At 60.8% G+C, this 23,586-nt stretch carries 24 protein-coding genes; 18 read left to right on the forward strand and 6 right to left on the reverse strand.

The genetic code is table 11. From position 1 onward, the window contains the following. Window positions 1-396 precede the first annotated feature (396 nt). From flhD to cheY, 14 genes are all read left to right on the forward strand, one after another. A complete protein-coding gene (gene flhD, locus ACP7DW_RS27465; RefSeq protein WP_034758381.1) occupies window positions 397-714 on the forward strand; it encodes a flagellar transcriptional regulator FlhD in 318 nt (105 codons plus the stop codon). A 58-nt stretch (window positions 715-772) separates the two neighbouring features. After that, a complete protein-coding gene (gene flhC / locus ACP7DW_RS27470) occupies window positions 773-1,336 on the forward strand; it encodes a flagellar transcriptional regulator FlhC (RefSeq protein ID WP_426057571.1) in 564 nt (187 codons plus the stop codon). Window positions 1,337-1,439: 103 nt separating this feature from the next. Beyond that, entirely contained in the window at window positions 1,440-2,201 is a 762-nt protein-coding gene (locus ACP7DW_RS27475; RefSeq protein ID WP_426057570.1) for a class I SAM-dependent methyltransferase, read from the forward strand. 220 nt (window positions 2,202-2,421) lie between these two features. Further along, the gene (motA, locus tag ACP7DW_RS27480; RefSeq protein ID WP_034778015.1) at window positions 2,422-3,282 is read left to right on the forward strand and encodes a flagellar motor stator protein MotA; all 861 of its coding nucleotides are present in this window, start codon (window positions 2,422-2,424) and stop codon (window positions 3,280-3,282) included. A 58-nt stretch (window positions 3,283-3,340) separates the two neighbouring features. Beyond that, window positions 3,341-4,312 carry a flagellar motor protein MotB gene (motB, locus tag ACP7DW_RS27485; RefSeq protein WP_426057569.1) on the forward strand — a complete coding sequence of 324 codons (972 nt, stop codon included), beginning with the start codon at window positions 3,341-3,343 and terminating at the stop codon, window positions 4,310-4,312. A 46-nt stretch (window positions 4,313-4,358) separates the two neighbouring features. Further along, window positions 4,359-4,907, forward strand: a complete 549-nt coding sequence (locus ACP7DW_RS27490) for a chemotaxis protein (RefSeq protein WP_071078262.1) — start codon at window positions 4,359-4,361, stop codon at window positions 4,905-4,907. 83 nt (window positions 4,908-4,990) lie between these two features. Then, complete coding sequence (locus ACP7DW_RS27495) at window positions 4,991-5,356, forward strand: response regulator (RefSeq protein ID WP_034758362.1); 366 nt, start codon at window positions 4,991-4,993, stop codon at window positions 5,354-5,356. Between the two features lie 43 nt (window positions 5,357-5,399). Further along, on the forward strand, window positions 5,400-7,601 hold the full coding sequence (cheA, locus tag ACP7DW_RS27500; RefSeq protein WP_426057568.1) for a chemotaxis protein CheA: 2,202 nt from the start codon (window positions 5,400-5,402) through the stop codon (window positions 7,599-7,601). Window positions 7,602-7,632: 31 nt separating this feature from the next. Continuing rightward, window positions 7,633-8,139 (forward strand): chemotaxis protein CheW, encoded by a 507-nt coding sequence (locus ACP7DW_RS27505; protein ID WP_071078260.1) that lies wholly within the window; start codon window positions 7,633-7,635, stop codon window positions 8,137-8,139. Window positions 8,140-8,327: 188 nt separating this feature from the next. After that, on the forward strand, window positions 8,328-10,043 hold the full coding sequence (locus tag ACP7DW_RS27510; protein WP_426057567.1) for a methyl-accepting chemotaxis protein: 1,716 nt from the start codon (window positions 8,328-8,330) through the stop codon (window positions 10,041-10,043). Between the two features lie 71 nt (window positions 10,044-10,114). Next, window positions 10,115-10,987 (forward strand): CheR family methyltransferase, encoded by an 873-nt coding sequence (locus tag ACP7DW_RS27515; protein WP_102121798.1) that lies wholly within the window; start codon window positions 10,115-10,117, stop codon window positions 10,985-10,987. A 9-nt stretch (window positions 10,988-10,996) separates the two neighbouring features. Then, complete coding sequence (gene cheD / locus ACP7DW_RS27520) at window positions 10,997-11,605, forward strand: chemoreceptor glutamine deamidase CheD (protein ID WP_071078257.1); 609 nt, start codon at window positions 10,997-10,999, stop codon at window positions 11,603-11,605. A gap of 165 nt (window positions 11,606-11,770) precedes the next feature. Next, the gene (locus ACP7DW_RS27525) at window positions 11,771-12,841 is read left to right on the forward strand and encodes a protein-glutamate methylesterase/protein-glutamine glutaminase (RefSeq protein WP_071078256.1); all 1,071 of its coding nucleotides are present in this window, start codon (window positions 11,771-11,773) and stop codon (window positions 12,839-12,841) included. 147 nt (window positions 12,842-12,988) lie between these two features. Further along, window positions 12,989-13,387: a chemotaxis response regulator CheY gene (cheY, locus tag ACP7DW_RS27530; RefSeq protein WP_010396677.1), complete on the forward strand. Its 399-nt coding sequence runs from the start codon at window positions 12,989-12,991 to the stop codon at window positions 13,385-13,387. A 77-nt stretch (window positions 13,388-13,464) separates the two neighbouring features. On the opposite strand, the gene ACP7DW_RS27535 is transcribed toward cheY, so the two are convergent. Beyond that, window positions 13,465-14,217 carry an SDR family oxidoreductase gene (locus ACP7DW_RS27535; protein ID WP_426057566.1) on the reverse strand — a complete coding sequence of 251 codons (753 nt, stop codon included), beginning with the start codon at window positions 14,215-14,217 and terminating at the stop codon, window positions 13,465-13,467. 292 nt (window positions 14,218-14,509) lie between these two features. Between ACP7DW_RS27535 and ACP7DW_RS27540 the strand changes: the two genes are divergently transcribed. Continuing rightward, window positions 14,510-14,965 carry a hypothetical protein gene (locus ACP7DW_RS27540; RefSeq protein ID WP_426057565.1) on the forward strand — a complete coding sequence of 152 codons (456 nt, stop codon included), beginning with the start codon at window positions 14,510-14,512 and terminating at the stop codon, window positions 14,963-14,965. 42 nt (window positions 14,966-15,007) lie between these two features. On the opposite strand, the gene panC is transcribed toward ACP7DW_RS27540, so the two are convergent. The 5 genes from panC to metG form a co-directional block, all read right to left on the reverse strand. Continuing rightward, on the reverse strand, window positions 15,008-15,847 hold the full coding sequence (gene panC, locus ACP7DW_RS27545; RefSeq protein ID WP_071078252.1) for a pantoate--beta-alanine ligase: 840 nt from the start codon (window positions 15,845-15,847) through the stop codon (window positions 15,008-15,010). A gap of 54 nt (window positions 15,848-15,901) precedes the next feature. Further along, window positions 15,902-16,834, reverse strand: a complete 933-nt coding sequence (locus tag ACP7DW_RS27550) for a segregation and condensation protein A (RefSeq protein ID WP_426057564.1) — start codon at window positions 16,832-16,834, stop codon at window positions 15,902-15,904. 17 nt (window positions 16,835-16,851) lie between these two features. Then, window positions 16,852-17,061, reverse strand: a complete 210-nt coding sequence (locus tag ACP7DW_RS27555; protein ID WP_426057563.1) for a DUF3460 family protein — start codon at window positions 17,059-17,061, stop codon at window positions 16,852-16,854. A gap of 108 nt (window positions 17,062-17,169) precedes the next feature. After that, entirely contained in the window at window positions 17,170-17,649 is a 480-nt protein-coding gene (locus ACP7DW_RS27560; protein WP_096238395.1) for a GNAT family N-acetyltransferase, read from the reverse strand. A gap of 19 nt (window positions 17,650-17,668) precedes the next feature. Next, window positions 17,669-19,828 (reverse strand): methionine--tRNA ligase, encoded by a 2,160-nt coding sequence (metG, locus tag ACP7DW_RS27565; protein WP_426057562.1) that lies wholly within the window; start codon window positions 19,826-19,828, stop codon window positions 17,669-17,671. 160 nt (window positions 19,829-19,988) lie between these two features. Between metG and apbC the strand changes: the two genes are divergently transcribed. The 3 genes from apbC (at window position 19,989) to ACP7DW_RS27580 (ending at window position 23,397) form a co-directional block, all read left to right on the forward strand. Further along, on the forward strand, window positions 19,989-21,077 hold the full coding sequence (gene apbC, locus ACP7DW_RS27570; protein ID WP_141172498.1) for an iron-sulfur cluster carrier protein ApbC: 1,089 nt from the start codon (window positions 19,989-19,991) through the stop codon (window positions 21,075-21,077). An 87-nt stretch (window positions 21,078-21,164) separates the two neighbouring features. Continuing rightward, window positions 21,165-21,572, forward strand: coding sequence for a DUF4399 domain-containing protein (locus ACP7DW_RS27575; RefSeq protein ID WP_426057561.1), 408 nt, complete (start codon window positions 21,165-21,167; stop codon window positions 21,570-21,572). A 139-nt stretch (window positions 21,573-21,711) separates the two neighbouring features. Continuing rightward, the gene (locus ACP7DW_RS27580; RefSeq protein WP_426057560.1) at window positions 21,712-23,397 is read left to right on the forward strand and encodes an alkaline phosphatase family protein; all 1,686 of its coding nucleotides are present in this window, start codon (window positions 21,712-21,714) and stop codon (window positions 23,395-23,397) included. Window positions 23,398-23,586: the final 189 nt, after the last annotated feature.

A 23,586-nucleotide genomic window follows, 5' to 3' on the forward strand; every position in this document is an offset into this window, starting at 1 on the left:
CGCCGCCGTCAACGATTACATGAACGGCGTCAAACCGCCAAAAAGAATGCGGGTCTTTTAAATATTTTTCGAAAAAGCCCTAAAGTTCCTGTCAAGGCAGCCGTTATCTAGGTAAGCAGACTTGATTTTGATCAAGTTGTTGTAGAAAAGTGATATTTTTTACAGGCCTGAAGTCGGGTAAATCCCCTTCACCGCCCACCTCCCGCATCCGCGCCGCCACTGGCGTGCGACCATGATCGAGTAGTGTTTGTCAGACAAACACCTACGGTCGTGCCCGCCATTCCCCGACCAAAAATACAGTCCTTCGCCTCTGTTGCGTTTGATGTTGCTCCTGCAGAATGTATCTCACTGGCAACAGACAACGCCAGCTGAATTCAACGGATTGAGGAGATGGAAATGACTGCTAACGACATGATGGCTGAGATTCGCGACGCTAACCTGAGCTACCTGATGCTGGCCCAGCAAATGATTCGTGCGGACAAGGTAACGGCCATCTTCCGTTTAGGCATCGCCGCCGAAATCGCCGAATTGATCGAAGGCATGAGCAATGCGCAGATCCTGAAGCTCGCTGGCGGCAACATGATGCTGGCCCGCTTCCGCTTCGACGACAGCGCCATCCTGGGCATGTTGACGAACTACAATAAAGACCGCTCGCTGGCCCAGTCGCACGCCGCTATCCTCATGGCCGGCCAGGGCGTCGAAGAAATCGCCTGATTCAGCAATCTTCAGTCAGTATCGGTAGTCGGTATCAGTCAGTCGCGGAGTACACAGCATGGCCAAGAAAAGTGTCGTATCGGAAGCGCAAGAAATCCAGCTGGCCATCGAATTGATACAGCTGGGCGCGCGCCTGCAACTGCTGGAGACGGAAGTGTCGCTGTCGCGCGAACGCCTGCTCAATCTGTACAAGGAATTGAAGGGCGTCTCGCCGCCCAAGGGCATGCTGCCCTTTTCCACCGACTGGTTCCTCACCTGGCAGCCGAATATTCATTCCTCGCTATTCATCAATATCCACAAATTCCTCATCGACCACGCCGGCGCCACCGGCATCGAAGCCGTGATGAAGGCGTATAAACTGTATCTGGAGCAGATGCCGCCCGAAGCGGGTGAAGAGCCGCTGCTGTCGCTGACGCGGGCCTGGACCCTGGTGCGCTTTTTCAGCAGCAAGATGCTCAATATGGCGCCCTGCGGCAAGTGCGGCGGCAAGTTTGTCGTCAACTGCCTCGACCTGAATGCCGATTATGTCTGCGGCCTGTGCCATATGCCTTCGCGTGCTGGCAAGACCAAGAAGGCGCGCGATGAAGCGGCCGCGGTCGCGTCGCCGAGCCTGACCACCTGATACTGCCCCCGCATCGTTCAAGCCGGAGCCGGTCGCCAGACCGGACTCCGGTTTTTTCATGGTGCTTTCGCTTACACTGGCGTTTTCCTCCTTTGACTAGCCCATGCTGCAACAAATCCTGCGCGCGCCCGCGCTCAAGGCCATCCTGATCCAGGTGCTGGCCTTTCCCTTGATGTTGCTGTTGGTGTATGGCCTGGCGCGCGCAGGCGTGGCCATGTCGTTGCCGGTCGTGGCCTTGCTGCAGGGCGTGCTGGCGGCGCTCATTACCTGGCGCGCCGGCCTGGCGCGCTGGTGGTGCGCCATCGGCCTGCTGTTTGCGCCCGCGCTGCTGGCGGCCAGTCTGCTGCACTGGCCGCCGGTCGTGTTCCTGGTGGCCTTTGTTTTCCTGTTGAGCCTGTATTGGTCCACGTTTCGCACGCAAGTGCCGTTTTACCCTTCCGGGCCGCGCGTATGGCATGCGGTGGCCGAGCTGATCGCGGACCATCCCGGCGTGCGCCTGATCGATATCGGCAGCGGCCTGGGCGGCCTGGTGCTGGACCTGGCGCGGCGGCGTCCCGATGGGCATTTTTCCGGCATCGAACTGGCACCGCTGCCGTGGCTGGCAAGCGAGCTGCGCGCGCGGTTGGCGGGCAGTCGCGCGCGCTTCCTGCGCGGCGACTACGAAGCGCTCGATTTCAGCCGTTACGATGCGGTCTTTGCCTACCTGTCGCCGGCGGCGATGGCGGCCCTGTGGCGCAAGGCGGAAAAGGAAATGTTGCCAGGTAGTATGCTTCTTAGTTACGAATTCCAGATCGCGGCACGCGAACCCGATAAGACCATCGCCGCCACAGAGGGTGGCCCTTTACTTTACATATGGTGCTTTTAAGCAATTGTCTGCGTTATTTGCTTGCCCGTGGGGCAATCTCACGTTATTGTAGTTCCACACGGCATTTTCTCGGAATTGCCTTGCAAAGCAGCGCATTTGAATTAACTTTCGGTTGCTTTTTTGTCGCTGTCTCTTCGTCGGCGGCGCAGCCGCCAGAAGGCAGGAACAGGTTTGAACATGCCGGGCATACAGCCCCGGCCATTATTGGGAGTCAGGGCACTTGTTAGTCATAATCGGATACATCATCGTCTGCGCCTCGGTCTTTGGCGGCTTCGCAATGGCCGGCGGCCATCTGGCGGCGCTGTTCCAGCCGCTGGAGTTGCTGATGATCGGCGGCGCCGCCCTGGGCGCCTTCCTTGTCGGTAACAATAACAAGGCGATCAAGGCGACGATCGCCGCCTTGCCCAGCCTGTTCAAGGGTTCGCGCTATACCAAAGAGCTGTACATGGAACTGATGTCGCTGCTGTTCGAAGTGCTCAGCAAGGTGCGCAAGGAAGGCTTGATGTCGATCGAAGGCGATATCGACAAGCCTGAAGAAAGCCCGCTGTTTTCCAAGTATCCGGCCGTGTTGGCCGATCACCACATCATCGAATTCATGACCGATTACCTGCGCCTGATGGTGTCAGGCAATATGGATGCGTTCCAGATCGAAAACCTGATGGACAACGAAATCGAGACGCACCATCACGAAGGCGCCGTGCCGGCCCACGTGATCGCCAAGGTGGGCGACGGCTTGCCCGCGTTCGGTATCGTCGCCGCCGTGATGGGCGTGGTGCACACGATGGAATCGGTGGGCATCCCCCCTGCCGAGCTGGGCATGCTGATCGCGCACGCGCTGGTCGGCACCTTCCTCGGCATCTTGCTCGCGTATGGCTTTGTCGGTCCGCTGGCCAGCCTGCTGGAGCAGAAGCTGGAAGAGTCGAGCAAGATGTTCCAGTGCGTGAAAGTCACCTTGCTGGCCAGCCTGAACGGGTATGCGCCGGCGCTGGCCGTGGAGTTCGGCCGCAAGGTCCTGTTCTCGACCGAGCGTCCGACGTTCAACGAGCTGGAAGACCACATCAAGAAATCGAAAACGAAGTAAGCAGTGAACAGACGCATGGACACCATGATTCATTTGCAGCACACGGAAGGGGGATGCCATGGCCGATGAAGGCATGCGCCCGATTATCGTCAAGCGTATCAAGAAGACGGCTGGCGGCCACCATGGCGGGGCGTGGAAAATCGCCTACGCCGACTTTGTCACGGCCATGATGGCGTTCTTCCTGCTGATGTGGCTGTTGGGCTCCACCTCGAAGGGCGACTTGAACGGCATTTCCGAATTCTTCAAGACACCGCTGAAAGTGGCGATGGCGGGCGGTTCCGGCAGCGGCGAGAGCAATTCCGTGATCCAGGGCGGCGGCCAGGACCTGTCGCGCCAGGATGGGCAAGTGCGCAAGGCGCAGGAAGAGCAGCAGCGCAAGTCGTTCGACCTCAATTCCGCCAAGGCCGCGCTGGAACGCGAGGAAGGCAAGCGCCTGCAGGCGCTCAAGGCGCGCATCGAAGCGACCATCGACGCCGATCCTTTGCTGAAGAAATACAAGAACCAATTGCTGCTCGATCTCACCAGCGAAGGCTTGCGCATCCAGATCGTCGATGAGCAGAATCGTCCGATGTTTGCACTCGCCAATGCGAATCTGCAGCCCTATACCAAGGAAATCTTGCACGCCATCGGCTTCGTGCTCAATGAAGTACCGAACCGCATCGGCCTGTCCGGGCACACGGATTCGACGCCCTACATGAGCGATGCCGGCTACAGCAACTGGGAATTGTCGGCTGACCGCGCGAATGCGTCGCGGCGCGAACTGGTGATTGGCGGCATGAAGGAGGAAAAAGTATTGCGCGTGGTGGGACTGGGCTCGGCCGCCCACCTGGACAAGCTCGATCCCTTCAATCCGATCAACCGGCGCATCAGCATCATCGTCATGAATAAACGCACGGAAGAAAATGTCTTGCGCGATGGGTCGGCGATCGAGTTGCCGGTGACCGATGCCGCTTCGGCCGCTGTCGCTTCGGGGCTGGCGGCCGGTGCGCCGCCTGCGCCAGCTCCCGGCCCGGCAGCGGCGAAAAAATAACACGCAAGGCTGTCAACGCGTAGTGTATTGAAACAATGAGACCTTTATGACAAGAAAGAAAATACTTGGCTCGCATGTAAAACGCCTGCTGTCTGGCGTGTCGGACCATGGCCGCAAGCACTTGACGGAGGTGGAAACCGACCTGGTGCAGACCGGCATCTTGCTGGAAGAGGCGATCGAGAAGCTGTCCTTCAATTTCATGGCGATACACGCAGCCGTCGCTGCGCAGCAAGATACCATCGCCATGCTGCTCGCAGGCGGTATTCCGGCCGAGCAGCAGCGGGAAAAACTGCTGGCATTGCAGGACGAAGTGGGGGGCTACGTGAATGCCGCCATCACCAGCCTGCAGTTCCAGGACATGACCAGTCAGCTGATCGAGCGCACCCTGAAGCGCGTGACGGGCTTGCGCGAGTTCCTCGGTACCCTGGGCTCGCATGGCGCGGAGATGTTGCCGGAGAGCGACAATGAAGAAATTGTCGCCTTGCTGGGGCGGGTCAGCATGGCGCTGGCGATTCAAAGCCTGGAGTTGCGCAGCGTGCTGCGCAAGGCTGTCAGTCAACAGCATTTGGAAAGCGGCGACATCGAGTTGTTCTAGCATGCCAGTGTGGAACGCTTGCGGTTGCATGGATTGATTAATCAAATACTCGGGCAGGATGCCCGGAATAAGTGGGAGCAAAGATGGCCAAAACGATACTTGCAGTGGACGATTCCAGCTCATTGCGCCAGATGGTGGCGTTCAGCCTGAAAGCCGCCGGTTACCAGGTGGTGGAGGCCGTCGACGGTCAGGATGGGCTGGAAAAAGCCAAGCTGCAAACCGTGGACCTGGTATTGACGGACCAGAACATGCCGCGCATGGATGGCCTGGAGCTGATCAAGCTGCTGCGCGAACTGCCGACCTACCAGAAGGTGCCGATTCTGATGCTGACGACGGAGTCGTCGGACGAAATGAAGTCGAAAGGACGTGCCGCCGGCGCCAATGGCTGGCTGGTCAAGCCCTTCGATCCGCAACGCCTGATTGAAGTGGTCAAGAAGGTGATTGGCTGATGCCAGCCGCGCAGCGCAACGATGCAAATGACGGAGTCACCCTATGACCATCGATATTAGCCAGTTTTTCCAGGTCTTTTTCGATGAGGCCGAAGAACTGCTGGCTGAAAAAGAACGGCTGCTGCTGGCCGTCGATATTGCGGCGCCCGACGCCGAAGACCTGAATGCCATTTTCCGCACCGCCCATTCGATCAAGGGCGGCGCATCGACGTTCGGCCTCTCCGACATGAGCGAGGTGACGCACATCCTCGAGTCACTGCTCGACCGCATCCGCCAGGGCCAGATGGCCCTGACGGCGGAGCACGTCGACGCCTTTTTGGCCGCCAAGGACATCCTCAAGATGCAGCTCGACGGCCATCGTCTGGGCAGCGCCGTCGACCAGGATGCCGTGGCCAACGTGCGCATGATGCTGCAATCGTTCTCGCAGGACGTGCCCGTGGCCGCGCTTACGCCCGTCGCGCCAGCGTTCCACACGGCGGAAAAAGAAGCCGTCAGCCACGCCGGTGGCCAGCGCTACCGCCTGGAGCTGCCGAAAATGGAAGAGCGCGAAGTCGAGGCGCTGGCGGCCGAACTGGGCTTGCTGGGCGACGTCGCCGTGTCCACCCTGGCCGACGCGCGCAAGGTGCTGGAAGTGACGACGCATGAAAGCCTGGACGATATCCTGGCCATCTGCTCGTTCGTGCTCAATCCCGACGACATGGTGATCACGCAGGCGCCGCCACTGGCGCCAGGCGAAGCCGCAGCGGCCCGCGCGGCACAGGAAAAAGCCCAGGGTTATGGTTTCTTCGACCCGCTGCCAGGCAAGCCCGGCACGCAGGGCGCGGCCGATCCCGGCTATGGCTTCTTCCAGCCGCTCGAGGACATCCGCGCAGCCGCCGGCGTGCAGAGCGACGCCGAACAGGGTTACGGCTTCTTCCAGCCGCTCGAACAGATTCGCGCCGACGCGGCCAGGGCGGGCAACGCCAGCGCCGCCGCCGTGCCGGCCGTGGCGAGCGCCGCGACCGAGGTGGAGCAGGAAAAGAAACCGGCCAAGAAAGAGGGCGAGAAGGCCGGTACCGAATCGTCGTCGATCCGCGTCTCGATTGAAAAAGTCGACCAGCTGATCAACCTGGTGGGTGAGCTGGTGATCACGCAGGCGATGATCGAGCAGCGCGCCGGCGCGCTCGACCCGATGCTGCACGAGAAACTGCTCGACAGCGTCAGCCACCTGACGCGCAATACGCGCGACTTGCAGGAAGCGGTGATGTCGATCCGCATGATGCCGATGGATTTCGTCTTTTCGCGCTTCCCGCGCATGGTGCGCGACCTGGCGACCAAGTTGGGCAAGAAGGTGGACTTCATCACCAATGGCGCCGCCACGGAACTGGACAAGGGCCTCATCGAGCGCATCGTCGATCCGCTGACGCACCTGGTGCGCAACAGTATCGACCACGGCGTGGAAATGCCGGCCGCCCGCGTGGCCGCCGGCAAGACCGAGGCCGGCCGTTTGTTCCTCTCGGCCAGCCACCAGGGTGGCAACATCATCATCGAAGTATCCGATGATGGCGCGGGATTGAACCGCGAGCGCATCCTGGCCAAGGCGCAGCAGCAGGGACTGGACGTGTCCGAGACGATGAGCGACGCCGACGTGTGGCAGCTGATCTTCGCGCCCGGCTTTTCCACCGCCGAGGCGGTCACCGACGTGTCGGGCCGCGGCGTGGGCATGGATGTCGTCAAGCGCAATATCAGCGCCATGGGCGGCGTCGTCGACATCCGTTCGGCGAAGGGCTTCGGCACGACGATTTCGATCTCGCTGCCGCTGACCCTGGCCATCCTCGATGGCATGTCGATCCGCGTCGGCGACGAAGTGTATATTTTACCGCTGGGCTTTGTCATCGAATCACTGCAGCCAGCCGTTGAGGATATCAAGGACATCAGTGGCAAGGGGCAGGTGGTGAAAGTGCGCGGCGAATACCTGCCGCTGATTCCGCTGTACCAGATGTTCGACATCACGCCGCGCTTTACCAGTCCCTCGGAAGGCATCTGCGTGATCCTCGAGACGGAAGGGCGCAAGGCGGCCCTGTTTGTCGACGACCTGGTGGGACAGCAGCAGGTCGTGGTGAAAAACCTCGAATCGAATTACCGCAAGGTAGTGGGCATTTCTGGCGCCACCATCCTGGGCGATGGCGGTGTGTCGCTGATTCTCGATGTCGCCGCCCTGATCCGTTCCTCTCGCCAGCTGGCCGACGAGTCCATTTTTTCGTAATACCGATAGATAAAAGATAGGAAAACGCACCATGTCAGATACTCAACAAACATCCGGAAGCAATACGGGCGACGGCAAGGACATCGCCGGACGTGAATTCCTGGCCTTCACCCTGGGCTCGGAAGAGTACGGCATCGATATCCTGAAGGTCCAGGAAATCCGTGGTTACGAAGCGGTCACCCGCATCGCCAACGCGCCTGAGTTCATCAAGGGCGTGATCAACCTGCGCGGCATCATCATTCCCGTGGTCGACATGCGCATCAAGTTCAACCTGGGCACGCCCGTGTATGACCAGTTCACGGTGGTGATCATCCTGAACATCGGTGGACGCATCGTCGGCATGGTGGTCGACAGCGTTTCCGACGTCACCACCCTGACGCCGGAGCAGGTCAAGCCGGCGCCGGAAATGGGCACCGCCTTCTCGACCGACTACATGATCGGCCTGGGCACCATCGACGAGCGCATGCTGATCCTGGTCGATATCGACAAGCTGATGTCGAGCAGCGAGATGGGCCTGATCGACAAGCTGGCGGCGTAAGCGGCCAGATGGCAGCATGGCGTCGCCCGGTGCGCCGCCGTGTTGCCACGCAAAGAATCACTACAGATATGCATGTACCGGCACAACAAGAGGTGTGCCGGCAGGCTGCAAGGTCCGACAGAGACCAGGCCACAACACGGCGCCGTCCGGTTGAACGGGCGCCGTTCACATAAATATTGGAGACTGTAATGAGTTTGCGCGATTTCAAGATAGGCACCCGGCTGGGGATAGGTTTCGGCAGCATCCTTGCCATCCTGGTGGTGGTGATCGTTTCGGCGAATGCACTGAATTATCGTAACAAGGCCCAGTTGCTCACGGGCCTGGCGCTGGCCAGCGAAAAAAATACGCAGGCGTCGCTGATGAAAAGCGCGATGCTGGAGACCGGTATCGCCATGCGCAATATCGGCCTGCAGGGTGATGTGGGTCTGATGCAGGTGGAAGAGGGCAAGGTGCGCGAGCAGCGCAAGCTGTACGACGGCGCGCGCGGCAAGCTGTCGAGCCTGGGTCTGTCCGATGGCGAGAAGACGCTGCTGGCCAATATCGCCAGGGTCGACGGCGAAGTCGATGCCGCCTTCAAGGAAGCGATGGGGCAGGTGCTGGCGTTTAACAGTGAGGGCGCGGCGAAGGTGATTGCCACCCGCATCGACCCCTTGAACAAGACGACCCTGGCCGATATCAACAAGCTGCTCGACTTGCAGCATGTGGCCCAGCAAAGCTTCATGGACGACTCGCTGGCGGCCGATGCGCGCCTGATGACGGTACTGTTCATCCTGGGCGGCGCGGCGGTGGCGATCGGCGCCTGGTGCGCCATCTTCATCACGCGCTCGATCACGGTGCCGCTGTCGGGTGCACTGGCGGTGGCGCAGAAGGTGGCGGCGGGCGAGCTGACAGCGCGCGTGGTGGTCGAGGGCAAGGATGAAACGAGCGCGTTGCAGCAGGCGCTCAAGGACATGAACGAGAGCCTGGTGCAGACGGTCAGCGACGTGCGCAACGGGACGGACACGATTACCGTGGCGTCGCGCGAGATCGCCAGCGGCAATGCGGACCTGTCGGCGCGCACGGAGACGCAGGCCAGTTCGCTCGAAGAGACGGCGTCGTCGATGGAAGAGCTGACGTCGACCGTGAAGCAGAACGCGGACAACGCGCGCCAGGCCAACCAGCTGGCCGTGTCGGCATCGTCGGTGGCGGAGCAGGGCGGCAAGGTGGTGGCGCAAGTGGTCGATACCATGGGTTCCATCAAGGACAGTTCGCGCAAGATCGTCGATATTATCGGCGTCATTGACGGCATCGCGTTCCAGACGAATATCCTGGCGCTGAATGCGGCCGTCGAAGCGGCGCGCGCAGGCGAGCAGGGACGCGGTTTTGCGGTGGTGGCGTCGGAAGTGCGCAATCTGGCGCAACGCTCCGCTGGCGCGGCGAAGGAAATCAAGGGCCTGATCGGCGACTCGGTCGACAAGGTCGATGCGGGCAGCCGCCTGGTGGATGAGGCGGGGCAGACCATGGGCCTGATCGTCACGTCGATCCGGCAGGTGGCCGACATCATGGGCGAAATCACGGCGGCGACGCAGGAACAGAGCCATGGCATCGAGGAAGTGAATCAGGCCATCGCGCAGATGGACCAGATGACGCAGCAAAATGCAGCGCTGGTCGAGGAAGCGGCGGCGGCCGCCGAGAGCATGCAGGAGCAGGCGCAGAAACTGGCCGACGCCGTCAGCATCTTCAAGCTGGACGGCGAGAGCGCGGCGCAGGCGGCCATGCCCGCGCCAGCAGTCAAGGCGGCGGCACGGCCTGCGCCCGCGGTGGCGGCAACGACACGGCGGTTGGCAAAGACGGCGCAGGCCGGCACGCCACCGCCCGCGAAAAAGCTGGCGGCGGCCGGCGGCGACGATTGGGAAGAGTTCTGACGCCAACCCGGTCCCGCTAGTTATACTTGCAAAGGCATTGGTCAGAGTAGTCATAGAGAGGTAAAAACAAAATGCCGCAAACTAAAACGGATTCGGTCAAGGAATTTGATTTCACTGGCAAGGACTTCGAACGGGTCCGTGCCATGATTTACAAGCGGGCCGGCATCGCGCTGGCCGACAGCAAGCAGGAGATGGTCTACAGCCGCCTGGCCAGGCGCCTGCGCGCGACGGGCATTTCCTCGTTTGTTCGCTATCTGGACGACCTGGAAGCGGGCCGCATGGGTGACGAGTGGGAAGCGTTCACGAATGCGCTGACGACCAACCTGACGTCGTTCTTCCGCGAGGCGCATCACTTCCCGCTGCTGGCCGAGCATGTGAAAAAACTGAGCGGTCCGATCACCATCTGGTGTTCGGCCAGTTCCACCGGCGAGGAGCCGTACTCGATCGCCATGACGGTGTGCGAGGCGTTCAATACGCTCACGCCACCGGTCACCATCATCGCCACGGATATCGACACGAATGTGCTGGCCACGGCCGCCAATGGCGTCTACAACCTGGACCGGCTCGAGAAGATGCCGGCCGACCGTGCGCGGCGCTTTTTCTTGCGCGGCAAGGGCGATCGCGAGGGGCAGGTGCGGGTACGCCCGGAACTGCGCCAGATGATCACCTTCAAGCCGCTCAACCTGCTGGCCGACAGCTGGCCCCTGACGGGCCAGTTCGACGTCATTTTCTGCCGTAACGTGATGATTTATTTTGACAAGGCGACGCAGCGCAAGATCCTGTCGCGCTTTGTGCCGTTGATGAAGCCGGATGCCCTGCTGTTTGCGGGCCATTCGGAGAATTTTCTGTACGTGTCGGATTCATTGAAGCTGCGCGGTAAAACAGTCTATGAGCTCGACCAGCCTCGGGGCGCCGCGCCCAAGGCATCGTCGCACCGTACATGAGAGTGAAATATGAGCCTGGAATCCAAAGAGCAATTTGCCACTAACGTCTATTACGACAGGACGTTCAATTGTGACGCCGCCAAGATCTTGCCTGGTGAGTATTACTTTACCAACAAGGACATGCTGATCGTCACCGTGCTCGGCTCCTGCGTCTCGGCCTGCATCCGCGACCGCGTCACGGGCCTGGGCGGCATGAACCATTTCATGCTGCCCGACGGCGGCAGCGATCCGAATAGCCCGATTTCCGCGTCGATGCGCTATGGTACTTACGCCATGGAGATATTGATCAATGATCTGCTGAAGGCGGGTGCGCGGCGCGAGAACATGGAAGCGAAGGTGTTTGGCGGCGGCGCCGTGCTGCGTGGCTTCACGGCGATCAACGTCGGTGAACGCAATGCGGCTTTCGTCATCAATTACCTGAAGGCGGAAAAGATGCGCGTGGTGGCCGAGGACTTGAATGACATCCACCCGCGCAAGGTGTATTTTTTCCCTCGCAGCGGCAAGGTGCTGGTGAAAAAGCTGATGCAGACGCATAACGATACGCTGGTACGCCGCGAACTCGATTACGCCAGCCGCTTGAAAGTGGCACCGGTCGGCGGCGAGATCGAGCTGTTCTAGTAACACCAGACTAAACCTACTGCGCGTCGTGCTTTGCGGCCTGCGATGCTCACCGTGCTTCAGCACGGTTGCGCTTCTTAGCCACAAATCACTGCCGCTCGCTACGGTTTTGTCTGGCGTTTTTACCGATTAAGAATACGGGCCGCAAGGCCTGGAAGGATAACTATGAAGATCAAAGTATTGATCGTGGATGACTCGGCGCTGATCCGCAGCGTCATGACGGAAATCGTGAATAGCCAGCCCGACATGGAAGTGGTGGGGGCGGCGCCCGATCCGCTGGTGGCGCGCGAGATGATCAAGCAGACCAACCCCGACGTGCTGACCCTCGATGTCGAGATGCCGAAGATGGATGGCCTCGACTTCCTGGAAAAACTGATGCGCTTGCGTCCGATGCCGGTGCTGATGGTGTCGTCGCTGACCGAGCGCGGTTCGGAAATCACCATGCGCGCGCTGGAACTGGGCGCCGTCGATTTCGTCACCAAGCCAAAGATTTCCATCCAGAGCGGCATGCGCGAGTACACCGACATGATCGCCGACAAGATCCGCGCCGCCTCGAAGGCGCGCATCCGCGCGCGCACCCTGCCGTCGGCGGGTGACAGGGTGGCCGCGCCGCTGCCTGCGCTGCGCAGCCCCTTGACGTCGAGCGAAAAGCTGATCATCGTGGGTGCCTCCACGGGCGGCACGGAAGCGATCCGTGAATTTTTGATGCAGATGCCGTCCGATTGCCCCGGCATCCTGATCACGCAGCACATGCCGGAAGGATTTACGCGTTCGTTTGCGCGCCGCCTCGATTCGCTGTGCAAGATCTCGGTGCAGGAAGCGGCCGGCGGCGAAAGGGTGCTGCCCGGTCACGCCTACATCGCGCCCGGCCATTCGCACCTGACCTTGACGCGCAGCGGCGCCAACTACATGACCAAGATCGACCAGGGCGAACCGGTCAACCGCCACCGCCCCTCGGTCGATGTGCTGTTCCGTTCGGCCGCGCAATCGGCGGGTAAAAATGCCGTCGGCGTGATCCTGACCGGCATGGGCAAGGATGGCGCACAAGGCATGTTGGAGATGAAGGCCGCAGGAGCGTATAATTTCGCGCAGGATGAAGCCAGTTGCGTGGTATTCGGCATGCCGCGCGAGGCGATCGCCATCGGTGCTACGCATGAGGTTGGCGCTCTGACGGCGCTGCCCGGCATGGTGCTGGGACACCTGGCTGCGCATGGTATGCGTGCTTTGCGCGTGTAAGCCACGTTTTGTATGATCTGGGGCAAGTTTGTTCGCCTAAAAGCAACGAAAATGCTATCCTACAACTTGCTGCCGTAGTGTCGACCATAATGTCGGCATTCATGTCGATATTATTAACAAACCGCTACAGAAACAACGGAGTTATTCATGGCTGATCCAAAGATGAAATTTTTAGTCGTTGACGATTTTTCGACGATGCGCCGCATTGTCCGGAATCTGTTGAAGGAACTGGGTTATGCCAACGTCGATGAGGCGGAAGACGGCGTGATGGGCCTGGCCAAGCTGCGTGCGGAATCCTACGATTTCGTCGTCTCGGACTGGAACATGCCTAATATGGATGGCCTGACGATGCTGCAGCATATCCGCGCCGATCCCGCACTGGCCAAGCTGCCCGTGCTGATGGTGACCGCCGAAGCGAAAAAAGAAAACATCATCGCCGCCGCGCAAGCTGGCGCCAGCGGTTATGTTGTCAAGCCGTTCACGGCCGCGACCCTCGATGAAAAGCTGAACAAGATTTTCGAGAAGCTGGAAAAAGCCGGCGCCTGATCACGGTTTGAACCGCTTCAAAAAAAACGCTGCCAGTGCGAACTGGCAGCGTTTTTTTTCGTCGGCTTGCGTCTTGCCTACACCAGGCCTCCGTTCGAGCGTAACGTTTGCCCGTTGATCCAGCGGCCGTCGGGGCCCGCCAAAAAGGCCACGGCGGCGGCGATGTCGTCCGGCGTGCCCAGGCGTTCCAGGGGCGCCATCTTGCGCATGCGTTCTATCATTTCCGCCGTCTTGCCGTTCAAGAACAGGTCCGTGGCCGTGGGGCCGGGGGCGATGGCATTGACGGTGATGTTCTTGCCGCGCAATTCCTTGGCGAAGATAGTCGTCATCGTCTCGATGGCGGCCTTGCTGGCGCCATAGATGCTGTAGCCGGGCAGGGCCAGGCCAATCACGCTGCTCGAGAAGTTGACCACGCTGCCGCCGTGGCGCAAGCGCGTCGCCGCCTGGCGCATGGTGTTGAAGCTGCCCTTGACGTTGATGGCGAACAGGCTGTCGAAGGTGGCGTCGTCCGTGTCGGCCAGGGCCGGCAGCGCGGGCGGCATGATGCCGGCGTTGTTGATCAGCACATCGACGCCGCCGAAGGCCGCTTCGGCCGCAGCGAACAGCGCTTGTACGTCGCCTGCATTGGCCACGTTGGCCTTGACTGCGATGGCGGCGCCGCCGTCGGCAAGCATGCTTGCCACCAGCTCGTCTGCCGCCGCCTTGCCGCTGGCGTAATTGACGACGATCTGCATGCCGTCGCGCGCCAGGCGGCGGGCGATGGCCGCGCCGATGCCGCGCGAGGCGCCCGTGACGATGGCGACCCTGGCTGGGGTGAGTCTGGTATGCATGCTGCTTCTCCTGTCGTGTGGAAGGCCCGCGCGGTGTGTCTGCGAGCCGGGATGGCGATTGTGATCTTTATTGTTGCGTGGATAAAGACTGGTTGGATGGTTTTAGTGTGCAATTCAGATCAACAATCCGGCAGAAGGCACGGCACCAGCCGTCGGGCATAAGCTGCCATGCAACAAGTTGCAACATGGAATGAAATATTTCTCAAAGTTAACTTTACACGTCAACTAAAGTGGCTCATGATCGCTGCACTATTCCACCTCTGTCCCCGACCCCGACAAGAAGGAGCGCCACATGCGCCGAGCACCCGTATTATTCTTTGCCCTGAGCACGGCCTTGCTGGCGGCTTGCGGCGTGAGCCTTGAGCAAGCCAGCGTCGGCCCTGTCGCGCCTGCCGTCGTCGAGGCGCCGGAGCCGGCCGTGCCGTTGCCTGCCGACGGCGATGGCCGGCATGCTTATCTGCACCGCGTGGGTGGCCATGATTATGTCAGTCTGAGCCAGCATGGCCCGCAGGGCGGCCTGCCGATACTCACGGGGGCGCAGCGCGGCGCGCGCGCGATCCGGCTGCTGGCAGCCGATCCGGCCCAGGCACGGGCCATCCTGCGCAGCCTGAGGCTGCCTGCGAACCAACGCAAGCTGTGGGCGGGCGAGGAAATCGTGCTCGATGCGGCCAGCTATGACATGTTGCAGGCGGTACGCGGCCATCACAAACTGCTGTTTGCCGAGCTCAAGCTGGTGGGGATGGAGTAGCCGATAAAGAAACGGGGCCGAATGACCCCGTTGTGACAATGCTTAAATTTCCAGGTTGTCGATGAGTCTGGTCTGGCCCAGCTTGGCGGCGGCCAGCACCACCAGCGGTTCGCCGGCGGCCAGTTCGGCGGCGCTCGGCGCTTGCAGGTTGGCGCGCTTGCGCACGGCGATGTAGTCCGATTTCCAGCCGCGGCCGTCGAGCAGCTGCATCGCTGCCTGTTCCAGTTCACCCACGGCCAGGTTGCCCTTGCGTACTTCCTCGGCGACGAAATTAAGTCCCTTGTACAGTTCCGGCGCTTCCGCGCGTTCGCTTTCCGACAGGTACATATTGCGCGACGATAAGGCCAGGCCATCGTCGGCCCGGTACGTTTCGGCGGCGATGATTTCCGTCGGCAGCGCGAACTGGCGCGCCATGTTGCGGATGATCATCAGTTGCTGGTAATCCTTCTTGCCGAACACCGCCACGCGCGGACCCACGCACGAGAACAGCTTGGTGACGACCGTGCACACGCCTTCGAAGAAGCCGGGACGGAATTCCCCTTCCAGCGTATTGCCCAGGTCATCGGGCGGGCGCACGCGGTATTCCTGCGGTTCCGGGTACAGTTCCTTTTCCGTCGGCGCGAACAGCACGTACACGCCTTCCTTTTCCAGCTTGGCGACATCGGCCGCCATGGTGCGCGGATATTTTTCGAAGTCTTCGTTCGGGCCGAATTGCAGGCGGTTCACGAAGATCGAGGCGACGACAGGGTCGCCATGCTTGCGCGCCAGGCGCATCAGCGACAGATGGCCTTCGTGCAGATTGCCCATGGTGGGGACGAACGCCGTGCGCAGCTGTCCGCTGAGCTGGTCGCGCAATTCTTCGATGTCGGAAATAATTTTCATGGATTGCTTTCGCTAAAACCCCGTTGTACGGTGGTCAGTGACAAAGGGAAGGGATCAGGCGGGCGAATAGGCCAGCCGGACGTAGATGGGGGCAAACGGTTCTGCCTGCGTGATTTCGATCAGGGTTTCCTTGGCCAGTTCCAGCAGGGCCACGAAGTTGACCACCACCACGGGCACGCCGCCGGCAATGTCGAACAGCTCGCTGAACTCGACGAAGCGCGACGACTGCAAATGGCGCAGGATGCTCGACATGTGCTCGCGCACGGACAGTTCCTGGCGGCTGATGCGGTGGTGCTGGGTCAATTTGGCGCGCTTCAGCACGTCGAGCCAGGCCTGCTGCAAGTCCACCGGTTCCACGTCGGGCCAGGTGGGCGTCAGGCTTTGCTCGATGAAAATCTGCGTGCGCACGAAATCGCGCTCGAACTGGGGAATGGTGTTCAGGTCGTAGGCGGCCAGCTTGATCTGCTCGTACTCGAGCAGGCGGCGCACCAGTTCGGCACGGGGATCGCCGCCGTCTTCCTCGACGTCGCTTTTGCGCGAAGGCAAGAGCATGCGCGACTTGATCTCGATCAACATGGCCGCCATCAGCAGGTACTCGGCGGCCAGTTCCAGGTTGCTCACGCGGATCTGGTCGACGTATTTCAGATATTGCAGGGTTACCTGCGCCATCGGAATATCGAGAATGTTGAAGTTTTGCTTGCGGATCAGGTAGAGCAGCAAGTCGAGCGGGCCTTCGAAGGCTTCGAGGAAGATTTCCAGCGCGTCCGGCGGGATGTACAAATCCGTCGGCATGCGCAGCATCGGTTCGCCATACAGGCGGACGATGCCCGGCGGGTCGGCGGCAGGCGCCGCGTCCGTGACCGCTGTTGCAGATGCTGCAGGGTCGCCGCTGCCGTCGCCGCCAGTGGCTGGTTCGGGCGACGCGATGACTGCGCCGGCACCGGAAGCGTCGGCTTCCGGCGTGACTACAGACTCTTCAGGCAGCATCGTGCCGGTTCCAGATCTTAGTTCTTGTTCTGGTAAACGTAAGCCTGTTGCTTGATGGCCGATGCCAGCTGGCGTTCCTGCTCATCGATGCTGACGGCCGGCTTGTCCCACAGCAGGGCGCGGCCCGCTTGCTGGCCCGCTTCCATGCCAGGATTCTTGGCCTTCAGTTCGGCGATGAACAAGGTGTGGTCGGATACGTAGTTGTTGTGTTTTGCAGGCAGTTTCATATTCTCTTCTGAGTGTCTTATAAGTAAGGTCAGCCGGCCGTATTCTACCGCGCCGTGCCGCCTGGCGGGTTGTCGTATCGGCAAGTCCGGGGGCGAAATTGCTAAAAATCAATAACGCAACAAACGCCGCATCACCATCGGCGCCGGTTCGGCGGGGTTGGCGTGCGAATATTCCAGTTCTTCGGCCAGATCGAATTCAAAAGCCGCATAAAAATCGATCAGTTTGCGCTGGTCGCGTCGCACGGCCAGGCGCAATTCCTCGGCCTGGCACGACAGGCCGTGATGAATGATGGCTTCGAGCAAATGTTGTGAAACATGGCTGCCCCGGTACGCTGGCAGCACGCCCATGCGTGAAATCTTCCAAATGGCGGGGTCGCTGTCGAGTGGCATCCAGCGCAGCGAACCGGCTGGAATGTCGTCGATCAGCAACAGAAAACCGCCGCCGTGGCGCAATTGCGCTTCCACCTGCTGCGCCGTCTCATGGTGCCCACTGGACGAGGCGGCCACCTTGCCGGCCCACGCAGCGCGGGTCAGCTCGGCCATCAGTTGTGCATCGGCATTTGTTGCTTCGCGCACCACGATATTCATCATCGGTCCTTGTGCGGGCTTAGCGGATGCGCATGCCAGGTTCGGCGCCCGGCCACGGGTTCAGGATGTAGATGCCCGGATTGGCCTTCTCGTCGGCGGCGGACGCTGCCATGACCATGCCTTCCGAAATGCCGAACTTCATCTTGCGCGGCGCCAAGTTGGCCACCAGCACGGTCAGCTTGCCGACCAGCTCTTCCGGCTGGTACGCCGAACGGATGCCCGAAAACACATTGCGCAAGCGGCCTTCGCCCGCGTCCAGCGTCAGGCGCAGCAGCTTGTCGGAACCTTCGACCAGTTCGCAGTTGACGATTTTGGCGATGCGCAGGTCGACCTTGAGGAAGTCGTCGATCTTGATCTCGGGCGCCAGTTCTTCGATGGCGGCAGCGGTGGCAGCTTCAGGCGCTGCAGCGTCGTTGGCGGCGTCGCCGGCCGGCGCGGCAACGGCGGCGGCCGCTTGCGGCGCGTCAAATAGCGCTTCGATCATCTTTGCATCCATGCGCGTCATCAAGTGGCTGTAGGCGCCGATGGTGCGGCCCAGCATGCTGTTCGCGACGGCGTCGCCGAACACTTGCGTATCCGCCCAGCTGAACTCGGCGTCGTTGAGGAACGAGGCCACGTTCTTGGCCACGCCCGGCAGCACTGGCGACAGCAGGATCGTCAGCTGGCGGAACAGGATCAGGGCCGTGGTGCACACGTCGTGCAGTTCCGCCGTCTTGTCCGCATCCTTGGCCAGGATCCACGGCTTGTTTTCATCGACATACTGGTTGGTGATGTCGGCGATTTCCATGATTTCGCGCAAGGCCTTGCCGAATTCGCGGTTCTCGAAGTGCGCGGCGATGCTGGCCTGGCGCTCGACGATGACGCCGTTGACGTCCACCGTCAGCGCGCGGTTGATCCAGCTTTGCGCGCCTTCGGACAGGGTGCTCGCCAGCTTGCCGTCGAAACGCTTGGCGATGAAGCCGGCGCAGCGGCTGGCGATGTTCACGTATTTGCCGATCAGGTCGCTGTTCACGCGGGCGACAAAATCTTCGCCGTTGAAGTCCAGGTCTTCCACTTTCGAGTTCAGCTTGAAGGCGATGTAGTAGCGCAGCCATTCCGGGTTCATGCCCAGATCGAGGTAGCGCAGCGGCGAGATGCCCGTGCCGCGCGACTTCGACATCTTTTCGTTATTGACCGTCAGGAAGCCGTGGACGTTGACTTTCAGTTTGTCGATCACCGGGTGATTGGCGAACTTCAGCATGGCGGGCCAGAACAGCAAATGGAAGGAGACGATATCCTTGCCGATGAAGTGGATCTGTTCCGTCGATGGGTCATTCAGGAAGGCGTCGAAATCGATGCCTTTCTTGTCGCAATAGTTTTTCAGGCTGGCCAGGTAGCCGACAGGCGCATCCATCCACACATAGAAGAATTTGCCTGGTGCATCGGGAATCGGGATACCGAAGTAGGGCGCATCGCGCGAGATATCCCAGTCGGCCAGCTTTTCACCGGCTTCGCCCAGCCATTCGCTGACCTTGTTGACCATCTCCGGCTGCAAGCGGCCTGGCGTATTGAGCCAGCTTTTCAGGAATTCGAAGCAGCGCGGGTCGGACAGCTTGAAGAAATACTGTTCCGACGGCTTCATCACGGGCGTCGCATTGGTAAACACGGAGAACGGATTGACCAGGTCGGTCGGCTGGTAGGCCGCGCCGCACACTTCGCAATTGTCGCCGTACTGGTTCTTGGCGCCGCATTTCGGGCATTCGCCCTTGATGTTGCGGTCGGCCAGGAACATGCCTTTGACCGGGTCGAAGAAGCGGTCGACGGTTTTCGTGACGATCAGGCCCGTATCGCGCAGCTTGCGGTAGATCGATTGCGACAGGTCGACGTTCTCCGGCGAATCGGTCGAATACCAGTTGTCGAAGGCGATATGGAAGCCATCGAGGTACTGGGCGCGGCCGGCCGCGATGTTGGCGACGAATTGCTGCGGCGTGATGCCTTCCTTTTCGGCGGCGATCATGATGGGCGTGCCATGCGTATCGTCGGCGCCCACAAAGTGCACTTCACGGCCGGCTGCGCCATCGCGTTGCATTCGCTGGAACCGGACCCAGATATCAGCCTGGATGTATTCCATGATGTGGCCAATGTGAAAAGCGGCGTTTGCGTAAGGCAGGGCAGTGGTGACGAACAGCTTGCGAGTCATGATTGATGCACTTTTGGGATGGATAATAGGGCATTTTAACAGCGGAAAGGCAATATGAGCAGATGCAGCGCTGGCAAGTGATGCTTTTGCCGCCATCGCGCCACGCAAATTTGCGCTAGACTGCGCGTATTGCACATATGTAGTACACACGGAGATTTACATGAGCATCACAGTAGAAGACGTCAAGGCCGCTCTGGCCCAGGTTATTGATCCAAATACACATAAAGATTTCGTTTCCAGTAAAACCGTCAAGAATCTGAAGGTCGATGGCAATGATATTTCCCTCGACATCGAGCTGGGCTACCCCGCCAAAAGCCAGATCGACCTGATCCGCAAGTCCGTGCTGGCCGCGCTGCGCGTGCTGCCGGGCGTGGGCAACGTCAGCGTGGGCGTGTCGTCGAAAATCATTTCGCACACGGTGCAGCGCGGCTTGAAGCCGATGAGCAATGTGAAAAACATCATTGCCGTCGCTTCCGGCAAGGGCGGCGTGGGTAAATCGACCACGGCCGTCAACCTGGCCCTGGCCCTGGCCGCCGAAGGCGCCACCGTCGGCATGCTCGACGCCGACATCTATGGCCCCTCGCAACCGATGATGCTGGGCATTAGCGGCCAGCCGAAGACGCTCGATGGCAAGAGCATGGAACCGATGGAAAACCACGGCCTGCAAGTGTCGTCGATCGGCTTCATGATCGATCCGGACGAGCCGATGGTGTGGCGCGGCCCGATGGTCACGCAAGCGTTGCAGCAACTGCTGGACCAGACCAACTGGCGCGACCTCGATTATTTGATCGTCGACATGCCGCCAGGCACGGGCGACATTCAATTGACCCTGTCGCAGAAAGTGCCCGTCACGGGCGCCGTGATCGTCACGACGCCGCAGGACATCGCGCTGCTGGACGCGCGCAAGGGCCTCAAAATGTTCGAGAAAGTCGGCATCCCGATTTTGGGCGTGGTGGAAAACATGAGCACGCACATCTGCTCGAACTGCGGCCATGCGGAAGAAATCTTCGGCGCCGGCGGCGGCGCGAAGATGTGCGCGGACTTTGGCGTGGAATTCCTCGGCGCCTTGCCGCTGACCATGGCGATCCGCCAGCAGACCGATTCTGGCACGCCGACCGTCGTGGCCGAGCCCGATGGCCCCGTTGCCGCGATCTACAAGCAGATCGCCCGCACCATCGCCATCAAGGTGGCGGAAAAGGCGAAGGATATGACGAGCAAGTTCCCGTCGATCGTCATCAAAAACGATTAAAGGTTGGGCTTGGCGCTCCCCGGCGCCAGTGTCAGCAGGAATATGGTTTCATGCAGTCCGTGTTGTTATTAAACAAGAGGAGACATCATGCACCTGAACACTGTATTCCTGCGCCAAGCCGCAACCGTGGTTGCCGGCAGCCTGCTGGCCGCCAGCGCGTTTGCGCAATCCGTTTCGTTCGTCGAGCCCGTCGATGGCGCGACGGTGACCAGTCCGTTCAAGGTGAAATTTGCCGTCAGTGGCATGGACGTCAAGCCGGCCGGCGACATGACGGCCAAGACGGGCCACCATCATCTGCTCATCAATATGGGGCCGATGAAGGCGGGCGAGATGATCCCCATGGACGAAAAGCATTTGCATTTCGGCAAAGCGCAAACGGAAACGGACGTCACCTTGCCACCGGGCCAGTACACGCTCACCATGCAGTTCGCCAATGGCGCGCACCAGTCGTATGGGCCGGACTTGAGCAAAAGCATCAAGGTGACGGTCAAGTAATCGCGCAGATTGATTCATGTCGGCATCAGGCCGGGTTCCAGCGATGGAACCCGGCCTTTTTCTTGTTATTGCTTTTTGTCATCATTGCGTCATATAGTCGGCGTATGCTGCCCGATGGCCTAACTTTGGATGAGTGCATATGAGCAAGAATTTCTCCCTTTCCCGGCAACTGGCGCAGGCGTTGCTGCTGGTAGCTGGCGTGGCGGCATGCCAGGCGCATGCGGCCAAGGCCGCTCCTGTCGCTGCCGCCACGGCGGCGCAGCCGAAGCTGGTGGTGGTATTGGTGGTGGACGGCTTGCCGCAGGAACAGGTGACGCGCTACCGCGAGCAGTTCGGCCAGGGTGGCTTCCGCCGCCTGCTGGAGCAGGGCGCGTGGTTCAGCGATGCGCACCAGGCGCATGGCATCACGGTCACGGCCATCGGCCACTCGGCCGTGCTGTCGGGCGCTTACCCGTACCAGCATGGCGTGATCGGCAATAACTGGATCGATCCCGTGACGAAAAAATCCGTGTACTGCACCGAGGATGGCAATTTCCATTACATCGGCGAAGCAACGCAGAGCGACGACGGCACCGCGCCGACCAGGCTGCGCGTGAGCACCCTGGGCGACGAGCTGCGCTATGCCACGGGCGACCAGGCCAAGGTCGTCACCGTGTCGGGCAAGGACCGCGGCGCCATCCTGCTGGCGGGCAAAACGGGCACGGCGTATATGTACATGGAAAAGACGGGCAACTTCGCCAGCAGCACCTATTACATGCAGCAGCATCCGCAATGGGTGCAGCGCTACCAGACAGCCAAGCCGCAGGACCGCTACTACGGCAAGAGCTGGACCCCGCTGCTGGCTGACAGCGCCTACGTCAATGACGCGCGCGAGGACATCGTGCCGGCCAAGCCGGGCACGCGCAACACCTTCCCGTTTGCCTACTACAGCGACAGCGGCAAGCTCGATGGCGAGTACTACAGCCGCCTGAAGTCCGGTCCCTTTCTCGATGAGCTGACCCTGGAATTTGCGCGCGCCGCCGTCGATGGCGAGAACCTGGGCCGCAACCCGGCCGGCGTGCCCGATATCCTCGGCGTGAGCCTGTCCGCGCACGACTATGTGAACCACGCCTACGGCCCGGAAAGCAGGATGTCTCACGACCACCTGCAGCGCCTGGACCGCATGCTGGCCGGCTTCTTTGCCGACCTGGATAAAAAAATCGGCATGGACAACGTGCTGGTGGTGCTGACGGCCGACCATGGCTTTGCCAACGTGCCGGAATTTGCTGAAACCCGGGGCTTTTCCGCCAGGCGCATCGACGGGGCCAAACTGGTCGATGGCTTGAACCAGCACCTGGCAACGACCCTGGGCATCGATAAACTGGTGACGACGTCGTCGCTGCCGAATATCTACCTCGATTACGCGCTGGCGGAAAAGCGCGGCGTCCATCGCGCCGCGCTGGAAGACGCGGCTGCCCGCTTCCTGCTGCAGCAGGACGGTTTGGCGCAGGTCTACACGCGCACGCAGATGGAAACGGGCGCCGTCGCCACGCGCATGGACACCTTGATGCGCCGCGCCTGGAATCGCCAGCTGTCGGGCGACCTGATGGTCGTCACCAAGCCGTCCTGGTACTTCGGCAAGGGCGCTGGCGGCACCTCGCACGGCACGCCGTACACATATGACACCAACGTGCCGCTGATGGTCTTCGGTCCCCGCTGGATCAAGCCGGGCGCCTATGGCCAGTACGCGGAAGTGGTCGATATCGCGCCTACGCTGGCCCATCTGCTGCGCATACGCCAGCCGTCGGCGTCGGAAGGGCGGGTGTTGACGGAGGTGGTGCGGTAACGATCTTGGACTATGGTGTTGTCGGCTTACGCGCTGTGCGCTAAGCCGACCTACGATGACCTTGCGAAGAGCGTAGATACTGTTATCCCCGTCAAGCGGCGTGCAAGGCCGGATCAAATATTTTCCCCGACCTGAGCACGCCGAATGCCACGTGCACCAGCTTGCGCATCATGGCACCAATGATCAGTT

This window comes from Janthinobacterium sp. PSRC1-1, from assembly GCF_049897525.1.
Taxonomy (GTDB): Bacteria; Pseudomonadota; Gammaproteobacteria; order Burkholderiales; family Burkholderiaceae_D; genus Janthinobacterium; species Janthinobacterium tructae.